This is a genomic window from Paraburkholderia sp. (assembly GCF_004298475.1).
In the GTDB taxonomy this organism is placed as follows: domain Bacteria; phylum Pseudomonadota; class Gammaproteobacteria; order Burkholderiales; family Burkholderiaceae; genus Paraburkholderia; species Paraburkholderia denitrificans.
This window is the reverse complement of the sequence record NZ_SCRP01000009.1, coordinates 13,514-29,987: the sequence shown is the minus strand read 5'-3', so window position 1 is coordinate 29,987 and position 16,474 is coordinate 13,514. Positions and strand designations below refer to the sequence as shown.

At 65.3% G+C, this 16,474-nt stretch carries 16 protein-coding genes and 1 pseudogene; 12 read left to right on the top strand and 5 right to left on the bottom strand.

Going from position 1 to position 16,474, the window contains the following annotated elements; translation table 11 throughout:
• Positions 1–23: 23 nt before the first annotated feature.
• On the bottom strand, positions 24–503 hold the full coding sequence (locus EPN59_RS04870) for a PACE efflux transporter (protein WP_293034622.1): 480 nt from the start codon (positions 501–503) through the stop codon (positions 24–26).
• A gap of 327 nt (positions 504–830) precedes the next feature.
• Between EPN59_RS04870 and EPN59_RS04865 the strand changes: the two genes are divergently transcribed.
• On the top strand, positions 831–1,541 hold the full coding sequence (locus tag EPN59_RS04865) for a dienelactone hydrolase family protein (RefSeq protein ID WP_293034621.1): 711 nt from the start codon (positions 831–833) through the stop codon (positions 1,539–1,541).
• Between the two features lie 129 nt (positions 1,542–1,670).
• Here the strand turns inward: EPN59_RS04865 and EPN59_RS04860 are convergent, their stop codons facing one another.
• Positions 1,671–3,230 carry a methyl-accepting chemotaxis protein gene (locus tag EPN59_RS04860; RefSeq protein WP_293034620.1) on the bottom strand — a complete coding sequence of 520 codons (1,560 nt, stop codon included), beginning with the start codon at positions 3,228–3,230 and terminating at the stop codon, positions 1,671–1,673.
• A 264-nt stretch (positions 3,231–3,494) separates the two neighbouring features.
• Positions 3,495–3,971 (bottom strand): OsmC family protein, encoded by a 477-nt coding sequence (locus tag EPN59_RS04855; protein ID WP_293034619.1) that lies wholly within the window; start codon positions 3,969–3,971, stop codon positions 3,495–3,497.
• Positions 3,972–4,155: 184 nt separating this feature from the next.
• Between EPN59_RS04855 and EPN59_RS04850 the strand changes: the two genes are divergently transcribed.
• Positions 4,156–4,878, top strand: a complete 723-nt coding sequence (locus tag EPN59_RS04850; protein ID WP_293034618.1) for a YceH family protein — start codon at positions 4,156–4,158, stop codon at positions 4,876–4,878.
• Positions 4,879–4,955: 77 nt separating this feature from the next.
• Positions 4,956–5,216, top strand: coding sequence for a hypothetical protein (locus EPN59_RS04845; protein WP_293034617.1), 261 nt, complete (start codon positions 4,956–4,958; stop codon positions 5,214–5,216).
• 112 nt (positions 5,217–5,328) lie between these two features.
• Here the strand turns inward: EPN59_RS04845 and EPN59_RS04840 are convergent, their stop codons facing one another.
• A complete protein-coding gene (locus EPN59_RS04840) occupies positions 5,329–6,417 on the bottom strand; it encodes a tartrate dehydrogenase (RefSeq protein ID WP_293034616.1) in 1,089 nt (362 codons plus the stop codon).
• Positions 6,418–6,665: 248 nt separating this feature from the next.
• On the opposite strand from EPN59_RS04840, the gene EPN59_RS04835 reads away from it, so the two are divergent.
• The 7 genes from EPN59_RS04835 (at position 6,666) to EPN59_RS04805 (ending at position 13,007) form a co-directional block, all read left to right on the top strand.
• Positions 6,666–7,178, top strand: coding sequence for a GAF domain-containing protein (locus tag EPN59_RS04835; protein WP_293034615.1), 513 nt, complete (start codon positions 6,666–6,668; stop codon positions 7,176–7,178).
• Positions 7,179–7,615: 437 nt separating this feature from the next.
• Positions 7,616–8,485: a branched-chain amino acid ABC transporter permease gene (locus EPN59_RS04830; RefSeq protein WP_293034614.1), complete on the top strand. Its 870-nt coding sequence runs from the start codon at positions 7,616–7,618 to the stop codon at positions 8,483–8,485.
• Positions 8,482–9,480, top strand: a complete 999-nt coding sequence (locus tag EPN59_RS04825) for a branched-chain amino acid ABC transporter permease (protein ID WP_293045624.1) — start codon at positions 8,482–8,484, stop codon at positions 9,478–9,480. Before EPN59_RS04830 ends, EPN59_RS04825 begins: the two co-directional genes overlap by 4 nt.
• Positions 9,473–10,240 (top strand): ABC transporter ATP-binding protein, encoded by a 768-nt coding sequence (locus tag EPN59_RS04820; protein ID WP_293045622.1) that lies wholly within the window; start codon positions 9,473–9,475, stop codon positions 10,238–10,240. The genes EPN59_RS04825 and EPN59_RS04820 overlap by 8 nt, the downstream gene beginning before the upstream one ends.
• Positions 10,224–10,931: an ABC transporter ATP-binding protein gene (locus EPN59_RS04815; RefSeq protein WP_293036917.1), complete on the top strand. Its 708-nt coding sequence runs from the start codon at positions 10,224–10,226 to the stop codon at positions 10,929–10,931. Before EPN59_RS04820 ends, EPN59_RS04815 begins: the two co-directional genes overlap by 17 nt.
• A 57-nt stretch (positions 10,932–10,988) precedes the next feature.
• Positions 10,989–12,161, top strand: a complete 1,173-nt coding sequence (locus EPN59_RS04810; protein ID WP_293036919.1) for an ABC transporter substrate-binding protein — start codon at positions 10,989–10,991, stop codon at positions 12,159–12,161.
• Between the two features lie 405 nt (positions 12,162–12,566).
• Positions 12,567–13,007, top strand: a complete 441-nt coding sequence (locus tag EPN59_RS04805; protein WP_293036921.1) for a PaaI family thioesterase — start codon at positions 12,567–12,569, stop codon at positions 13,005–13,007.
• Between the two features lie 14 nt (positions 13,008–13,021).
• Here the strand turns inward: EPN59_RS04805 and EPN59_RS04800 are convergent.
• Positions 13,022–13,852 (bottom strand): annotated as a pseudogene (locus EPN59_RS04800) (IclR family transcriptional regulator).
• Between the two features lie 365 nt (positions 13,853–14,217).
• Between EPN59_RS04800 and thiM the strand changes: the two are divergent.
• Complete coding sequence (thiM, locus tag EPN59_RS04795; RefSeq protein ID WP_293036922.1) at positions 14,218–15,027, top strand: hydroxyethylthiazole kinase; 810 nt, start codon at positions 14,218–14,220, stop codon at positions 15,025–15,027.
• Positions 15,028–15,445: 418 nt separating this feature from the next.
• Positions 15,446–16,471, top strand: a complete 1,026-nt coding sequence (locus tag EPN59_RS04790; protein ID WP_293045620.1) for a peptidase U32 family protein — start codon at positions 15,446–15,448, stop codon at positions 16,469–16,471.
• Positions 16,472–16,474 lie beyond the last annotated feature (3 nt).

Genomic DNA, 16,474 nt, shown 5'->3' with positions numbered 1-16,474 from the left:
CTGCGTCATTTCTGGAGGCGCTGTTAGCTTTGGGTCGTTTCGCGCGCGGAGACTGGCGCAGGGACTGGCGCAGAAACGGGCGCGGGCATGGCCGAGGCCGGCAAGCCGAACACGTAGTCGAACGCGAGGTTAAACACGTAGGCGTAGGCGAGGAAAAACAGGGAGAGACCGGCGTCCATGACGAACGCCTCCACCAGCGACACGCGCAAGATCAACGCCAACATCGGCACCAGCATCACGAGAAGGCCGCCTTCGAATCCCACCGCGTGCGCGATGCGCCTCGCAACGCTGCGGCCGCGCTTCGTCTGGCGCGCTTCCCAACGCTCGAAGTACATGTTGTAGACGAAATTCCACAGCGTGGCGATCACCGACGTGAGCACCGCCGCCGCACCCGCGCGGCCAGCGTCGCTGCCGGCCATCGACGAGAGCCCCACCCCGGTCGCCAGAATGCCCAGCCCCTCGAATACGGTGACATAGACGATACGTCGTTTCAGACCTTGCATGAATCACTCCATCGTGCACTGAACCTGGAACAGGTCTGGATTGCAACCGGGCCGCGCTGTCGAACCCGCTGTCGAATCAAGCTGCGAAAGGCACAGCCTGCACAAGGCAGGCGCAAAACGTCAACGCCTGCCTCGCGAACGAACCTTAAGCGAGAACGCCAGCAAGCGCGACATCGTACAGCATGCGCACGTGCTCGCGCGCGGCGCCTGCATCTGATCGGCGAGTGACATCGGACCAACGCCCGTGCGTCACGGCGCACGCACCGTGCCGGCGCTATGCTACGGCTTCCATCCACCGTGATTTCGCCTGCAGAAGGAACGCCCATCATGAAACAGCACACCGGACCCATGATCACCTTTACCCGCCCCGACGGCCAGGCGCTGCAGGGCTATCTCGCGAGACCGGAGAAGACCGAAGGCGCGCCCGCCATCGTCGTGATCCAGGAATGGTGGGGCTTGAACGACCAGATCCGCGGCGTAGCCAACCGCCTCGCACAATCAGGCTATCTGGCACTCGTGCCCGATCTCTACCGCGGCAAGGCGACGGTCGAGGAAGAAGAGGCCAATCACCTGATGAATGGGCTCGATTTCGCCGACGCCGCGTCGCAGGACATCCGCGGCGCCGTCGATTTTCTGTTGACGCTGACCGACCGCGTCGGCGTGACGGGCTTTTGCATGGGCGGCGCGCTGACGCTGCTCGCTGCGACGCAGATTCCGGGTCTATCCGCCGTCGTGGTGTGGTACGGCTGTCCGCCGCTCGACTATATCGACGCCACGAAGATCACCGCGCCCGTGCTCGGCCACTGGGCCACGCAGGACATGTTCTTCGAGCCGGATATGATCGATGCGCTCGAAACGAAGCTGCGCGATGCGAAGGTCGATGTCGAGTTTCACCGCTATCTCGCGCACCACGCATTCGCCAACGAAACCGCCGAGGGCCCGGGGCGCATCGCGGCCACGCAATACGATCCCGTCTGGGCGCAACTGGCGTGGGATCGCACGCTGACGTTCTGGGGCAAGACGCTCTGGAAGCGGTAAGGCGCGTGCCGGTTCAACGGGGGCGCTGCCATACGCCCCCGCGCCCCCCGCGCCCCCGCACCGCAGCGCGCCGCAAGCCGCGCCGCGTGTCAGGCGGCGACGGCTCGTTGCGCGTGCATCGGTTTTGCCTTAGCGGATGCGGAACACGGCCATCGCCGTGCTCAAGCGGCGCGCCTGGTCCTCGAGCGACGCCGCAGCGGCTGCGGACTGCTCGACGAGCGCGGCGTTTTGCTGCGTCACCTGATCCATCTGCGAGACGGCGATATTGACCTGGTCAATGCCGGTGCTCTGCTCCGAAGCCGCCGAAGCGATCTCGCCCATGATCGCGCTCACGCGGGCAATGGCGTCGACAATCTCCTGCATCGTCGTGCCCGAACGCTCCACGAGCCCCGCGCCGGTTTCGACCCGCGCATTCGACGTTGCGATGAGGTCCTTGATCTCCTTGGCTGCCGCTGCGCTGCGCTGCGCGAGCGAGCGCACCTCGCCTGCGACCACCGCGAAGCCGCGCCCTTCTTCCCCCGCACGCGCCGCTTCCACAGCGGCGTTCAGCGCGAGGATATTGGTCTGGAACGCGATGCCTTCGATCACGCCGACAATGTCGCCGATACGCCGCGAATCGCTGACGATGTGCTGCATCGTGCCCACCACTTCGCGCGTGAGGTCGCCGCCCTGGGCTGCGAGCCCCGAGGCGCCCTGCGCAAGCGAGCTTGCTTCCTGAACGTTGCCGGTCGTCTGCCGCACCGTGGACGTGAGCTGTTCGATGCTGGCCGCCGTCTCTTCGAGCGATGCCGCCTGCTGTTCAGTGCGTTGCGACAGGTCGGTATTGCCGGTCGCGATCTCGCCCACGCCCGTATCGATCGAGGCAACGCCGTCGCGCACCGTGCCGACCATCGTGACCAGCGATTCCTGCATGCGCTGCAAGCCCGCCAGCAGCTTGCCCATTTCATTGCTGCTCGTCACGGCAACCGACTGGGTGAGGTCGCCATTCGCGATCCGCTGGAACTGGGTCACCGCCGCATCGATCGGGTCCACGATTGCACGCATCAGCGCGATGCGCGCGATCCATGCGAAGACCAGCGCACCCACGAGGCCGATGGCAACCGCCACGCAGACCACGACAAAGCGGTCATGCGCATTCTGGAAGCGCTTCGCGCCGTTGCCGGCCTGGTGCTTTTCGAGGGCGGCCATCGCCGTGTCGTAATCGGCGTAAAGCGACGGCAGCGTATGCGCCTGCAGTTCCGTGAAGCTGTTGTAATCGCCGGACTTCAGCAACGCGAGGCCCTTGTCGATGCCCTCGTGCAGGAACGTATCGCGCTTTTCCAGCATCGCCTTCAGGAGGCTCTGGTTTTCGGCGTCGTCCGCCGAAGCGATCGACCGGAAATGGTCGAGCCGGTCGTTCGAATTCTTGAGGTACGGGTCGATGTGTTCGAGCACGCCCTTCGCCCCGGGCTGGTCGCCGATGGCCATGAACGACGACGCCGTGGCGAGCGCAAGGCGCAAACGCAGAAGCTCGCTCGAACTGCCCTCCAGATCGGTGACGGCCGGCACGTCAACCGTGTACATATCCTGCAGTTCCGTGTCGCTTTGCCGGATCGACAAGAGTCCCACGGCGGCGCCGACAACCAGCACGAAGCCAATAAACGTGACCATCAGCGTAAGGCACGTGCGAATCGACAGCTTGTTGAGCATTTCCCATCTCCGGCGGGTCGAAGTCAGCCGTGGCACACCCTCGATCCTATTTTTTGTCTGTTGGCGGGCGCGCATGACCGCTTGCGATTCGCAAGATCGATGGATTTACGGCTCCGGATTATGACAACGGCACGAAACTACAAAACTTTAGGCGCGCGGCATAGGGCAAGGCATGCCGTCCGCCGCGCACGGATCCCCTGGGCCGCGCGCCGGATCCAGCACGGGCGGGCGTGGGTGCGAACGATAGCGGCAAAGCGCCGCGCGCTACGCAGAAGCGAACTCGATTGTCGGCTCGCAAAGGATGGGGAAATTGACCGAGTTCGCCACGTAGCATTTCGCATGGGCGGTGTGGTGAAGCTGTTCGGCCAGTTCGCGGTCGTCGCCGGGGCGAAGCGTGACGCGCGGGCGCAGGACGATCTGCGTGAACCGCCCCTCGTCCGGAGTGTCCAGCATCGTGCCTTCCGCCTCGTCCGCATACGCGAGAACGCGAATGCCCGCATCCGCGCACAAATGCAGATACCAGAGCTTGTGGCATGCCGATGCCGCCGCCACGAGCAGGTCTTCGGGATTCCAGCGCGCGGCGTCGCCGAGGAATGCCGCATCCGATGAGCCGGGAATCTCCGGTTTGGCGCCCGCGCGAATGATGTGATCGCGGCTGTAGTCGCGATATCCCGATGTGCCGGTGCCCTTGTTGCCCGTCCATTCCACCGTGACGCTGTACTTGTGCTGACCGTATGCCATCGCGCATTTCCTTGAAAACGAAGCGTTGAATCCGGACGGCGGGGCTTCGAGGGGCTTCGAGGCGCATCGCCCGCCGGTCCGGTCCTCGGGCGTGATTGTGACGGACCTCGTGCAACCCTGTCGCTCCCGGCAGACCCGAGTATCATCGAGCCCCACGATCGATCTCCGAAAACCGAGTCTGTTTATGAATTTTCCTGCCGATAGTTCCTCGCCGCGCGCCCTGCGTGCCCTTACGCAACTGGAGGCGCGCATCGTCGGCGTGCTGGTCGAGAAGCAGCAGACGGTGCCGGACACTTACCCGCTGTCGCTGAATTCGCTGACATCGGGCTGCAATCAGAAGACTGCGCGCGCGCCCGTGATGAACGTCACCGAAACCGAGGTGCTGGGCGCGATCGAGGACCTCAAGCATCTGAGCCTCGTGTTCGAGGGCAGCAGCAGCCGGGTGCCGCGCTTCGAGCACAACCTGAGCCGCGTGCTCGGCATTCCGAGCCAGGCCGTCGCGCTGATCGCGGTGCTGCTGCTGCGCGGCGCGCAGACCGCCGCCGAACTGCGGCTGAATTCCGCTCGTCTGCATGGATTCGCCGACGTTTCGTCGGTCGAGGCGTTCCTTGGCGAACTCGCCGACCGCGAACCGCCGCTCGTCGTAAAACTACCGCGCGCGCCTGGCGAGCGCGAGAATCGCTGGGTGCATCTGTTGTGCGGCGAGGTGGACATTGGCGCGGTGGCGGGCAGCGTTGCGATGAGCGAAATGGAACCCGCGCGCGACGGCGTTTCGTTCGCGCAATTCGATGCGCTCAAAAGCGATCACGAGCGCCTCGCCGACGAAGTGGCCCGACTGCGCGCACTGGTCGAGCGGATGGCGGCGGAACTGGGCATCTCACCGGACGAGTCGTCGCCTGCTGCTTAACCGCGACGAACACCGCATCGCGGGCCGCCCCCGATAGCGCCCCGAATCCGCGCCGTGTTTCCAGTTAAACTTGCGCGATGGACACATGCCGTTACTGCGGAAAAGCCCGTGACGAATGGGATTGTCACGGCGAGGATTGCCGCACGGCCATCGCGCGGGCATTGCAGCGTCAGCGCAAGGGCCTGCCGATGGTGGCCAACGTGATCCGCAACGAGATCCCCGCGGGCGCGAGCACGGGCGAAGTCATCGCCGCCTTGTCGCGCCAGCGCATGCGGGCGCGACGCGGCAACGAGGAGCGCCGCGACCGCAAGGCGCTCGACGGCGCCGACGAAAACTGAGTCCGCCCGCCATAACTGCATCACGCGCGCTTTCCACACGCTTCACGCGCCTGCCGGCTCCTGCGCGGCGATGCCGATTCCGAACTGCGCGAACGCCTCATTGCCCCGCTTATTACCCCACTACTAGCGCAGCGGCGACAGCCTCGCCGACGTCCGCGGTATTGGCCGTGCCGCCCATATCGGGCGTGCGCGGCCCTTCCACGAGCACCTTCTCGATGGCGCGCATGATCGCATCGTGCGCCTGCGTGAAGCGCGCGTCGCCGTTGCCGAGGAACTCCAGCATCATCGCGCCCGACCAGATCATCGCAACCGGATTGGCGATCTTCTTGCCGAAGATGTCCGGCGCCGAGCCGTGCACCGGCTCGAACAACGACGGAAACGTCCGCTCCGGATTCAGGTTCGCCGAAGCCGCGAGGCCGATCGTGCCCGTGCAGGCGGGTCCGAGATCCGAGAGGATGTCGCCGAACAGGTTCGAGGCCACCACCACGTCGAAGCGGTCGGGCTGCAGTACGAAACGCGCCGAGAGAATGTCGATGTGCTGCTTGTCCCACGTCACATCCGGGTACTGCTCGCCCATCGCGGCCACGCGCTCGTCCCAGTACGGCATGCTGATCGCGATACCGTTCGACTTCGTCGCCGCCGTGAGCTTCTTGCGCGCGCGCTTGCTGGCCGCCTCGAAGGCAAACTTCAGGATGCGGTCCACGCCGTGACGCGTGAACACCGACTCCTGCAGCACGAACTCGCGCTCGGTGCCCTCGAACATCTTGCCGCCCACCGAACTGTATTCGCCCTCGGTGTTCTCGCGCACAACGAGGAAATCGATATCGCCGGGCTTACGGTTCGCGAGCGGGCACGGCACGCCAGGCAGCAGGCGCACCGGGCGCAGGTTCACGTACTGGTCGAAGTCGCGGCGGAACCTGAGGAGCGATCCCCACAGCGAAATGTGATCGGGCACCTTGTCGGGCCAGCCCACCGCGCCGAAGTAGATCGCGTCGAAATCCTTGAGCGTGGCAAACCAGTCGTCGGGCATCATCTTGCCGTGTTCGAGGTAGTAGTCGCAGCTCGCCCACGCGAAGTGCGTGAATTCGATCGAAAGACCGAATTGCTTCGCCGCCGCCTGCACCACGCGCAGCCCCTCCGGCATCACCTCCCGACCGATGCCGTCGCCCGCAATGGCGGCCACCCTGTACGTCTTGCTCATGTCTCGTTCTCCGTTGCTGGCGCGAACCGGCATTGATCCGCGCGTTATGACCGCCAGCATGCCTGAAAACGCCACGGAAACAAGCTGCGTTCGCGTGGCGCCATTCAACACGAAACGTGGATAATCCTGAGCGCGCGTCCCGCGTGTGTCCCTTTGGCGCAGCGGCCCAAACTCGCCTACACTCCCACGCTGCTTCGTCACGATCTCGTCGCGATGGCTTCGCATCGCCCACTACCCGGTAACGTCCCATGTTTGCACTCGACAGCCCCCTCCCCGCCGACAAACCCGCCCTCTACGAAACACTCGCCGCCCAGGCGCGCGCGATGATCGAAGGCGAGCCCGACGTCATCGCCAACGCGGCGAATTTTTCGTCGCTCGTGTTCAACTCGCTCGAAGGGCTCAACTGGGCCGGTTTTTATTTCTTCGACGGCAAGGAACTGGTCGTCGGCCCGTTCCAGGGCAAACCCGCGTGCGTGCGCATCGGGCTGGGCAAAGGCGTGTGCGGTACTGCAGCGCAAACGCGCGAAACGCAGATCGTGCGCGACGTGAACGCGTTTGCCGGCCACATTGCCTGCGATTCGGCGTCGCAATCGGAAATCGTTGTGCCGCTCGTCGCGCCCGATGGCACGCTGATCGGCGTGTGGGACGTGGACAGCCCGCAGATCGCCCGCTTCGATGACGAAGACGCGAAAGGCATGGAAGCGCTGTGCCGCGTGTTCGTCGAATCTGGCTGGAAAACCGCCGCACGCAAGGGCGATTGAGTCGATCAATCCGCTGCTGTAACCCTGAACGGGCCGCGCGAACGACCGGCGGCCCTGCTTCATTCCTTACGCGTTCTCATTGCCGAATTCCAGCATTCGGCAATGAGGTCTGCACTGCAGAATCACTGCAAAAGACTTCATTCGAGCACCAGCCGACCTGGCCGTAATGCCCGCGCAAGCCACGGCCACAAAACGTTCGCCATCCCGCCCTGCAAAGCGATCCGCACAAAACGAACGACCATTCGGTATTTCCCCCAGGCTGACTGCATAGCGGAATCCATTGCCAAATGATGCCCTGACGCGCGCCATCGCCATGCCCGCATGCGGCCACGACGACAGCGCGAATCACGCGGTAACGGCAGTCAATAGCAGTCATAGCGGTCACAGTGGCAACAGCCTCAGCAGTACACCGGTTTCCCGTTTTCAGGAGGATCAGGGTGGATCTGTTCTTGCAGCAGGTGCTCAACGGCTTGACGCTTGGCGGCGTCTACAGTCTCGTCGCGCTGGGCCTCACGCTCGTGTACGGCATCATGGCGGTGCCGAACTTCGCACACGGCGCGTTCTACATGGTCGGCGCCTTTGCCGCGTTCTTTCTGACGACCCGTCTCGGTCTGAACTACTGGGTCGGCATGGCCGCCGCCGCCGTGTGCGTAGCGGCCCTTGCCGTCCTCGCCGAGCGGCTCGTGTTCCATCCGCTGCGCAACGCTTCGGGCCTCGCCCCGATGATCGCCGCCATCGGCCTGATGCTGTTCCTGCAGGCCGCCGCGCAAGTGCTCTGGGGCACCGACTTTCACCGCATGTCGCCGCCGTGGTCCGGGGTCGTCGAATTCTCCGGGGTCATCGCGCCGATTCAGCGGCTCCTGATCATCGGCGGCGCATTTGGACTCGTGCTCGCGCTGCAGTTGTTCCTGCATCACACGGTCGCCGGATCGACCATCCTCGCCGTCGCGCAGAACCGCGAAGGCGCCGCGCTGATGGGCATCGATCCGCGCAAGGCCGGCATGGCCACGTTCGCGATCTCCGGCGCGCTTGCTGCCGTTGCCGCCGCGCTTTACGCGCCGATCAATCTCATCTATCCGGCCATGGGGCAGCTCGTGATCCTCAAGGCATTCGTCATCATCATCCTCGGCGGCATGGGCAGCGTGCCGGGCGCCATCGCGGGCGGCCTCATCATCGGGCTCGCCGAAAGCTTCGGCGCGTTCTACGTTTCGCCCGACTATCAGGATCTGATCGCCTTCGTGCTGCTCGTCGCGATCCTCTCGTTGCGCCCGCAAGGTCTCTTCGCCAGGGAGGTGCGCGCATCATGATTACCGCACGCCACGCCGGATGGCTCGCGCTGCTCGCGCTCGGCCTCGCACTGCCGCTCCTGGTGCACAACGACTATTCGTTGACGGTCATGTCTACGGCCTACATCTTTGCGCTCGCAACGGTCGGCCTGAATCTCATCACCGGCTACGCCGGCCAGTTCAATCTCGCGCATGGCGGCTTCATGGCCATCGGCGCGTATACGGTCGGCATCCTGACCGTGGATTACCACGTGCCGTTCTGGATCGCGTTCGCGCTTTCGGGCGTCGTATGCGTCGCGATCGGGTTCTGCGTCGGCATCCTGTCGCTGCGACTGAGGGGCAACTACTTCGCGATCTTCACGCTGTGCGTGGGCTACATCATCTTTCTCGTCATCGAGAAATGGGACAGCCTCACGCACGGCGTAGTCGGCATCATGGGCATCGCCGCGCCGCCCGGGTTTGGTCCCATATCGTTCGACAGCCCGCGCTCGCTCTACTACCTCACGCTCGCTTTCCTCGCCGCCGGGCTCTGGCTCATGCACCGCATCGTCCATTCGTTGCTCGGGCACACATTCATTGCCATCCGCAACGGCGAAAACCTCGCCCAGGCGCTCGGCATCGATCTCATGCGCAACAAGCTGCTGGCGTTCCTGATCTCGACGTTCTACGCGGGCATCGCCGGCGGTCTCTATGCGGGTTTCGTCCGCTTTCTCGGCCCCGATCTCGCAGGCATCGACCATACCTTCGACATGACGATGTACATGATGGTGGGCGGCGTGGGGACGCTGGCCGGTCCGTTGATCGGCGCGCTCGCCGTGCCGTGGATCACGCAGTATCTGCAGTTCATGCAGGACTACCGCTTTCTCGTCTTCGGTCCGCTTCTGATCGCATTGCTGATCTTTCTGCCGCGCGGGCTGGTCGGCTTTTACGAGAGCGCCCGCAGCCGCCTCGCGCTGCGCCGCATGCCGCAGGCCGCCGCCGTGCGCCGCGCACCGCAAGGAGACGGCCATGCTTGAAATCGACAATCTCACCAAGCGCTTCGGCGGCCTGTGCGCCGTTACCGGCGTCAGCACGAAGATCGAGCCCTGTAAGGTCAACGCGATCATCGGTCCCAACGGCGCGGGCAAGACGACGTTCTTCAATCTGATCAGCGGCATGTACCGGCCGACGGGCGGCGCGATCCGCCTGCGCGGCCGGGACGTGGCAGGACTGCGCGCGGACCAGATGGCGCGCCTTGGCGTGGCGCGTACGTTCCAGGCGACGACGCTCTTCGAAGGCGCGACCGTCCTCGACAACCTGATCGTCGGGCACCGGCTGCGCACGCGCTCGGGCCTGCTCGACGTGCTGCTGCGCACGCGGCGCTGCAAGGCCGAGGAGCGCGCCTGCCGCGAGAAGGCGCGCGACGCGCTGAATTTCGTCGGCCTGTCGAATATCGAGGCACGGTCGGCCGGCGACATCACCCAGGAGGAGCGCAAGCGCGTGGCGATTGCGCTCGCGCTGGCGACCGAGCCTGCGTTGCTGCTGCTCGACGAACCCGCGGGCGGCATCAATCCCGAGGAGACGGACGGGCTCGCCGAACTGATCCGCAAGATCGCGACCGCGGGCATGACCGTGTGCCTCGTGGAGCACAAGATGAACATGATCATGAATCTCGCCGACAAGATCATGGTCCTCGACCACGGCGAAAAGATTGCCGAAGGCACGCCGGCGGAGATCCGCACGAACCAGGCGGTGATCGACGCCTATCTCGGGAGCGACCATGCTGACGTTCAATGACGTGTGCCTCGACTACGGCAGTTTCCGCGCGCTGCACGGCATCACGCTGCATGCGGGCGAAGGGGAACTCGTCGTGTTGCTGGGCGCGAACGGCGCGGGCAAAAGCTCGATCTTCCGCGCGGCCAGCGCGCTCACTCGCGCAAGCGCGGGGCACATCCGGCTCAAGGGCGTCGATCTCGTCGGCAAGCAGCCCGCCGATGTCGTGCGCGCAGGCGTGGTGCATTGCCCCGAAGGCCGCAAGCTCTTCCCGGGCTTGTCGGTGCTGAAGAACCTGATGCTCGGCGCGTACACGCACCGGCGTGATCGCGCGGGCAATCGCAGCCGCCTCGACGAAGTGTTCGCCCTCTTTCCCGCACTCGAAGAACGCAAGGACGACGCAGCCGGCGCGCTGAGCGGCGGGCAGCAGCAGATGGTCGCGATCGGCCGCGCGCTGATGAGCCGGCCGCGCGTGCTGCTGCTCGACGAGCCGTCGCTCGGGCTCGCGCCGCTCATCGTCAAGCAGACGTTCGAGGTGATCCAGCGCATCAACCGCGCGGGAACCACCGTGCTGCTCGCCGAGCAGAACGCCCATGCCGCGCTGAAGATCGCGCATCGCGCGTATGTCGTGGAAGCCGGCCGGATCGTTCTGGAAGGCACCTACGAGAGCCTCGCCGGTAACGAAGCGGTGCGCCGCGCCTATGTGGGCGGCTGAACGCGGCGAACGCCGGTCACAACAACAGCAACTGAAACTCCGTGGAGGAGACAGACGATGACCCTCAAGCAGCTATCCCCGGCATTGATCGCGGCCCTTGTCGTCGCGCACGTAGCGCAGCCGGCCTTTGCCGACGATACCGTCCATATCGGCTATTCCGGCCCGCTGAGCGGCGGCGCGGCCAAATACGGCAAGGAGGTGCTCGAAGGCATGCAGATGGCGGTGGCCGAGATCAACCAGGCCGGGCTCGTCGTGGCGGGCAAGAAGGTCAAGGTGGACATCGTTGCGCTGGACGATCAGTACAACCCGAGCGAAACCGCCATCAACGCACGCCGCCTCGTGCAGGAATACCGTGCGCCGGTCGTGCTGGTGCCGCACTCGGGCGGCTGCTACGCCGTGCAGACCATGAACGAGCAACAGAAGCTGCTGCTGCTCGCCTATACGAGCGTGCCGGAGCTGGCCGCACGCGGCAATCCGCTCACGCTGCGCATCCCGCCCGAGTTCACGTCGTATACGGGATCGTTCGTGAAGTATGAGATCGGCAAATTCGGCAAGGGCGTTGCACTCGCGAACACCGACACCGATTACGGCAAGGCATGGACCGCCGCATTCAAGCCGGTCTGGCTGGCTGCGGGCGGCACGGTCGTCGCCGACAACCCGATGTCGTATAACCGCGCCACCGACTTTTACAGCGGCGTGAGCCGCGTGCTCGCGTCGAAGCCGAACGTGATTTTTGTCGGCGGGCCGTCCGAGCCCACCGGACTCATCATCCGCCAGGCGCGCGAGCTGGGCTTCAAGGGCGGCTTCGTCGTGATGGACCAGGCCAAGCTCGACGAAGTCGCGAAGGTCGCGGGCGGCTACGGCGCGCTCGATGGATCGGTGGGCGTGATGCCCGTGTCCGACGACCCGTCGCCCGCAGCGAAGACGTTCGTCGCGCGCTTTGCGAAGACGCACGATGGCCGCATGCCGTCGCAGGAAAACTCACTCAACTACACGGCGGTCTGGGCGACGGCGCTGGCGATGAAGCAGGCGGGCACGACGACCGACGCCGTGGCGATCCGCAAGGCGTACGACGCGGCGCTCAAGAACCTGGCGGCGGACAACAATCCGAACGGGCTGACCGGCGTCGACGCGCACGGCGGCTTGACGATGGGCCACGCCGTCGTGGCCGTGGTGGACGGCGGCGCGATCAAGCCGCTGCCGGCTGCCGAGCTGAGCGCCGCGAAGTAACGCGGCGCAACGTTGACCAGGAATCGTCGGGGCACGCACCGCGCCCCCGACATGCCGGCGCGTTAGCGATGAATTCCACGAATCCATCCGTCGATTCCACACTGCAGATGCACGGGCGATTCTATGGCGAGCCCACAAAAAGCCCGCACACCCGAACACGGCGCTCGCGGGCGGGCAAAACCGGCTCGTGAGCCTGGGCTGCAAAACGCGCGCAACAATGCGCGCAGCATCTGATCGAGATCCACACGGCCCTGGCTGGCCGGTGCTAAATTTCCCGCTGCCGCTTATTTTTCTGCCGAAACGCCCGCATGCGGGCAAACGTTTCCGGGCACACGGCACGGCGAGACCCGGCTGGTATTGAGAAGATCAAAAAAGATGACACCCGAATTGCTGAGCAGCAGGCTCATGGCCCCGGCCAACGATGCGTCGAGCGGCGTACCGGACGGCTACACACTCTTCGAACACGGCGGCCCGTATTTCCGCGCGCTCGGCCCGCTCTACACGCGCCCGGCTACGGCGGGCGGGCTCATCGTGGCGGTGCGCGTCAAGGCCGCGCATACGAACCCGCTCGGCATCGCCCACGGCGGCATGCTGCTGACGCTCGCCGACGGCACCCTCGGCATCTACCTGAGCCAGGCGCCGCACGCACAGCGCGGTGCGCACGTCACGGTGACCACCACGCTCAACAGCGAATTCCTCTCGGCGGCCCATGTCGGCGACTGGCTGGAAGCGCATGCGCGCGTGCGCCGCAACGGCCGGCGCATCGTGTTCGCGGAATGCACGCTCAGGGTTGGCGAGCGCGAAGTGCTGCATACGAGCGGCACGTTTTTGCCCATCGACCGCTAATTCCGCTAATTCCGCTAATTCCGCTGGCACGCGGCGAGGCCGCCCTCTTCGAGCTGCGCCACGATGTCCAGCAGCCGCGGCTTCACCTCGCCGAGCAGAAACTCCTTCGACAGCGAACTCGCCGGGCCGCCCACGTTAATCGCCATGACCGGCAAGCCGCCGCCCGCCTGAAACGCGCGGGCGATGCCGTTGACGTCCTTCTACCACTCGCCGAAGGAACATGTCACGCCGAGCGTGCGATGGTCTTCGATGCCCTGCTCGATGCCGGGCCGGATGCGCGGCCAGGCAACGTCGTCGAGTTCGCGGATCTGCTCCATCACGTCATGTCGTTCGCGCGCCGCAACCGTGGCAAGCCAGGCGCGCCCGATCGCCGAGGTGGCGAGCGGAATGCGCGAGCCTACATCGAGCGTGAGCGCGAGCGCCGCCGTGCCGCGGCAGCTTTCGATATACAGCATCGAGAGCCGGTCGCGCATCCCGAGCGACACGGTGCCGCCCGAAAATTCCGCCAGCTCCTGCATCAGCGGGCGCGCCATCTTGCGCACGTCGAGCCGCGCGAGAATCGAACTGCCGAGCGCAAGACAAGCCGTGCCGAGCCGGTAGCGCCCGTTGTCTTCGAGATGAATCAGGTAGCCGAGCTTCGTGAGCGTCATGGTGAGACGCGAGACCGTCGAGCGCGGCAGCTTGCAGCGTTGCGCGATTTCCTGATTGGTCAGCATCGCATCGCCGCCGCGAAAGCACGCCAGCACTTCGAGCCCGCGCGCTAGTGCGGTCACGAAATGCCGGTCTTCCTTATGAACCGCTTTTTGAACTGCGGGCCGGGCTGTCTTGTGCTCGATATCAGCCATCTTGATATGAGAAAGTGCGTTCGGAGTTCGCCTGAAGCGGAAAGCGCCGCGCCCCAAACACCCAGCAGCGGCGCGACATTGCCGGAATTATATTCTGAGATGCAGAACGGCAAGCGGCATCGCCACAGGCACAACCTGCGGCCCAGATCCCTTGTTCTGGAACATGTGTGCGACGGAACGGCTCTCGACGCACGGGCGGGAACTGGATAGATTCACGGTCGATCCAGGCCCGCCGCCTGTCGCCCCTGCGCGACCGACCGCATGGCAGGCCGCCAATGCGCATTGCACAGGAATTTCGACTCCGCTACGTTCGCACGTGAATCCCCGGAGCGGATCGTCTTTGTCAAACAAACACCGACCCCAGCATGCTGCCATCGATACTTTTCTCAGTCGTTGACGACGTCCGCCGCCGTGCGCCGCTCGTCCACTGTCTCGCGAACCTCGTCACCACCAATATGACCGCCAACGTGCTGCTCGCGGCAGGCGCGTCACCCGCCATGGTGGTGGCGCGCGAGGAAGTCGCGGAATTCGTCACGCTGGCCAGCGCGCTCTCCGTCAATCTCGGCACGCTCGACGCCGCGCAGGCCGAGGCGATCCAGTTGGCCGTCGAGGCCGGACGCGCGGCAGGCGTGCCGTGGGTGCTCGATCCTGTGGCAGTCGGCGCGCTGACGTTCCGCACCAGCTTCGCGCGCAAGCTGATTGCTGCGCAACCGGCCGTCATTCGCGGCAACGCTTCGGAGATCATCGGCCTTGCGGGCGGCCCCGCGAGCGGCCGGGGCGTCGATAGCACGGCCAGTACCGACGACGCACGGGGCGCCGCCCGGGCGCTCGCGCTCGATCTGCATGCGGTGGTGGCCGTGACGGGCGCCATCGACTACGTCACGGACGGCAAGCGCAGCATCGAACTGGCGAACGGCGACGCAGTGATGCCGCGCGTCACGGGAACCGGCTGTGCGCTCTCTGCGCTCGTCGCGGCTTTCATCGGCGCGGGCGGCTACGAGGGCAATCTCTGGATTCCGGCCGTCGCCGCTGTCGCCCTCGCCGGTGTCGCCGGTGAACTGGCCGCCCGCGAAACGGCCGGACCCGGCAGCTTTACGCCTGCCTGGCTCGACCGGCTCGCGACGCTCGACGCCGCGACGTTTGCCTCGACGCTGCGCTACCGCGAGTGCCGATGACAGTCAACGGCCCTACAGCGCCGTCGCACGGAAATTTTTCGATATGTCGGCCGGCAATGCATACGCGTTGATCCAGGGCAAATCTTTCACGTCCTGCACTTCTATCGCCGATGTGCACAACCTATAGTCCGTGGAATTCCGTCCCGCACGACATGTAGTTTACGTCCGTGACCATCCAACCGAGTTACGCCAGCAACCACGATGGCCGCATCGTGCCGTTCGAATCCACCCGGATTGCGCAGCAACGGATGCACGCCGGAAGACTTGCTGGTGCGGCCGATCCCCGCTTCGTATCCCGGCGACGACACACTGAGGCGATTGCGCGAACAAGTGCCGGCCATGGCAGTCCGGCGGCCCTGATCTGCGCTTCGCACCGGCGCCGGCATGCTTTCACGGAATGCGACTGAAACCCGATCCAATGGATAAGCTAAAAATACCCGAACTAGTTTGCCCGGCAGGCAGCCTGCCCGGACTGCGCGCAGCGATCGACGGCGGTGCCGACTGCGTGTATCTCGGACTGAAGAACGACACCAATGCGCGCGCGTTTCCGGGCTTGGGCTTCGACGAGCGCCAGCTCGCCGACGGGGTGCAATATGCCCATCGCGCCGGACGCAAGGTGTTGATGGCGATCAACACCTATGCTCACGGCGACGATCTCGTGCGCTGGACCAAGGCGATCGACACGGCGGCGACGCTCGGCGCCGACGCCATCATCGTGGCCGACCCGGCCCTGATGGCCTACGCGAAGCGCGTCCATCCGGACCTGCGCCTGCACCTCTCGGTTCAAGGCTCGGTCACGAGCTACGAAGGCATCAACTTCCTGCAGCGCGAGTTCGGCATCCAGCGCGCCGTGCTGCCGCGCGTATTGTCGGTCGAGCAGATCGAAAACGTGCTCAACAACACGACGGTGGAAATCGAGGTGTTCGGCTTCGGCAGCCTCTGCGTGATGGTCGAAGGGCGCTGCGCCCTCTCCGCGCACGCGAGCGGCGAAGCGCCGAACCTCGACGGCGTCTGCTCGCCCGCGCGCCACGTGCACTGGTCCGAGCGCGAAGCGAAGGACGGCACCTGGCTCGACGCGCGTCTCGGCACGGTGCTGGTCGACAGCTACCGCTCCGGCGAGCCCGCAGGTTACCCGACCATCTGCAAGGGACGCTTCGACGTCGACGGCAAGCGTTACTACGCCCTCGAAGAACCGACCAGCCTCAACGTGATGGAAATCCTGCCGACGCTCGCACGCATGGGCGTGGCGGCGATCAAGATCGAAGGACGGCAGCGCGGCCCGGCCTACGCCGCCTCGGTCACCCAGGTGTGGCGCTCGGCACTCGACGCACTCGCAAAACACGGCGATACGGCCACGGTCGACGAAGCTTCGCTCAAGACGCTCGGCGCTCTTTCGGAAGGGCAAACCGATACCCTCGGCCCGTACTCGCGCCCCTGGAAATGAACG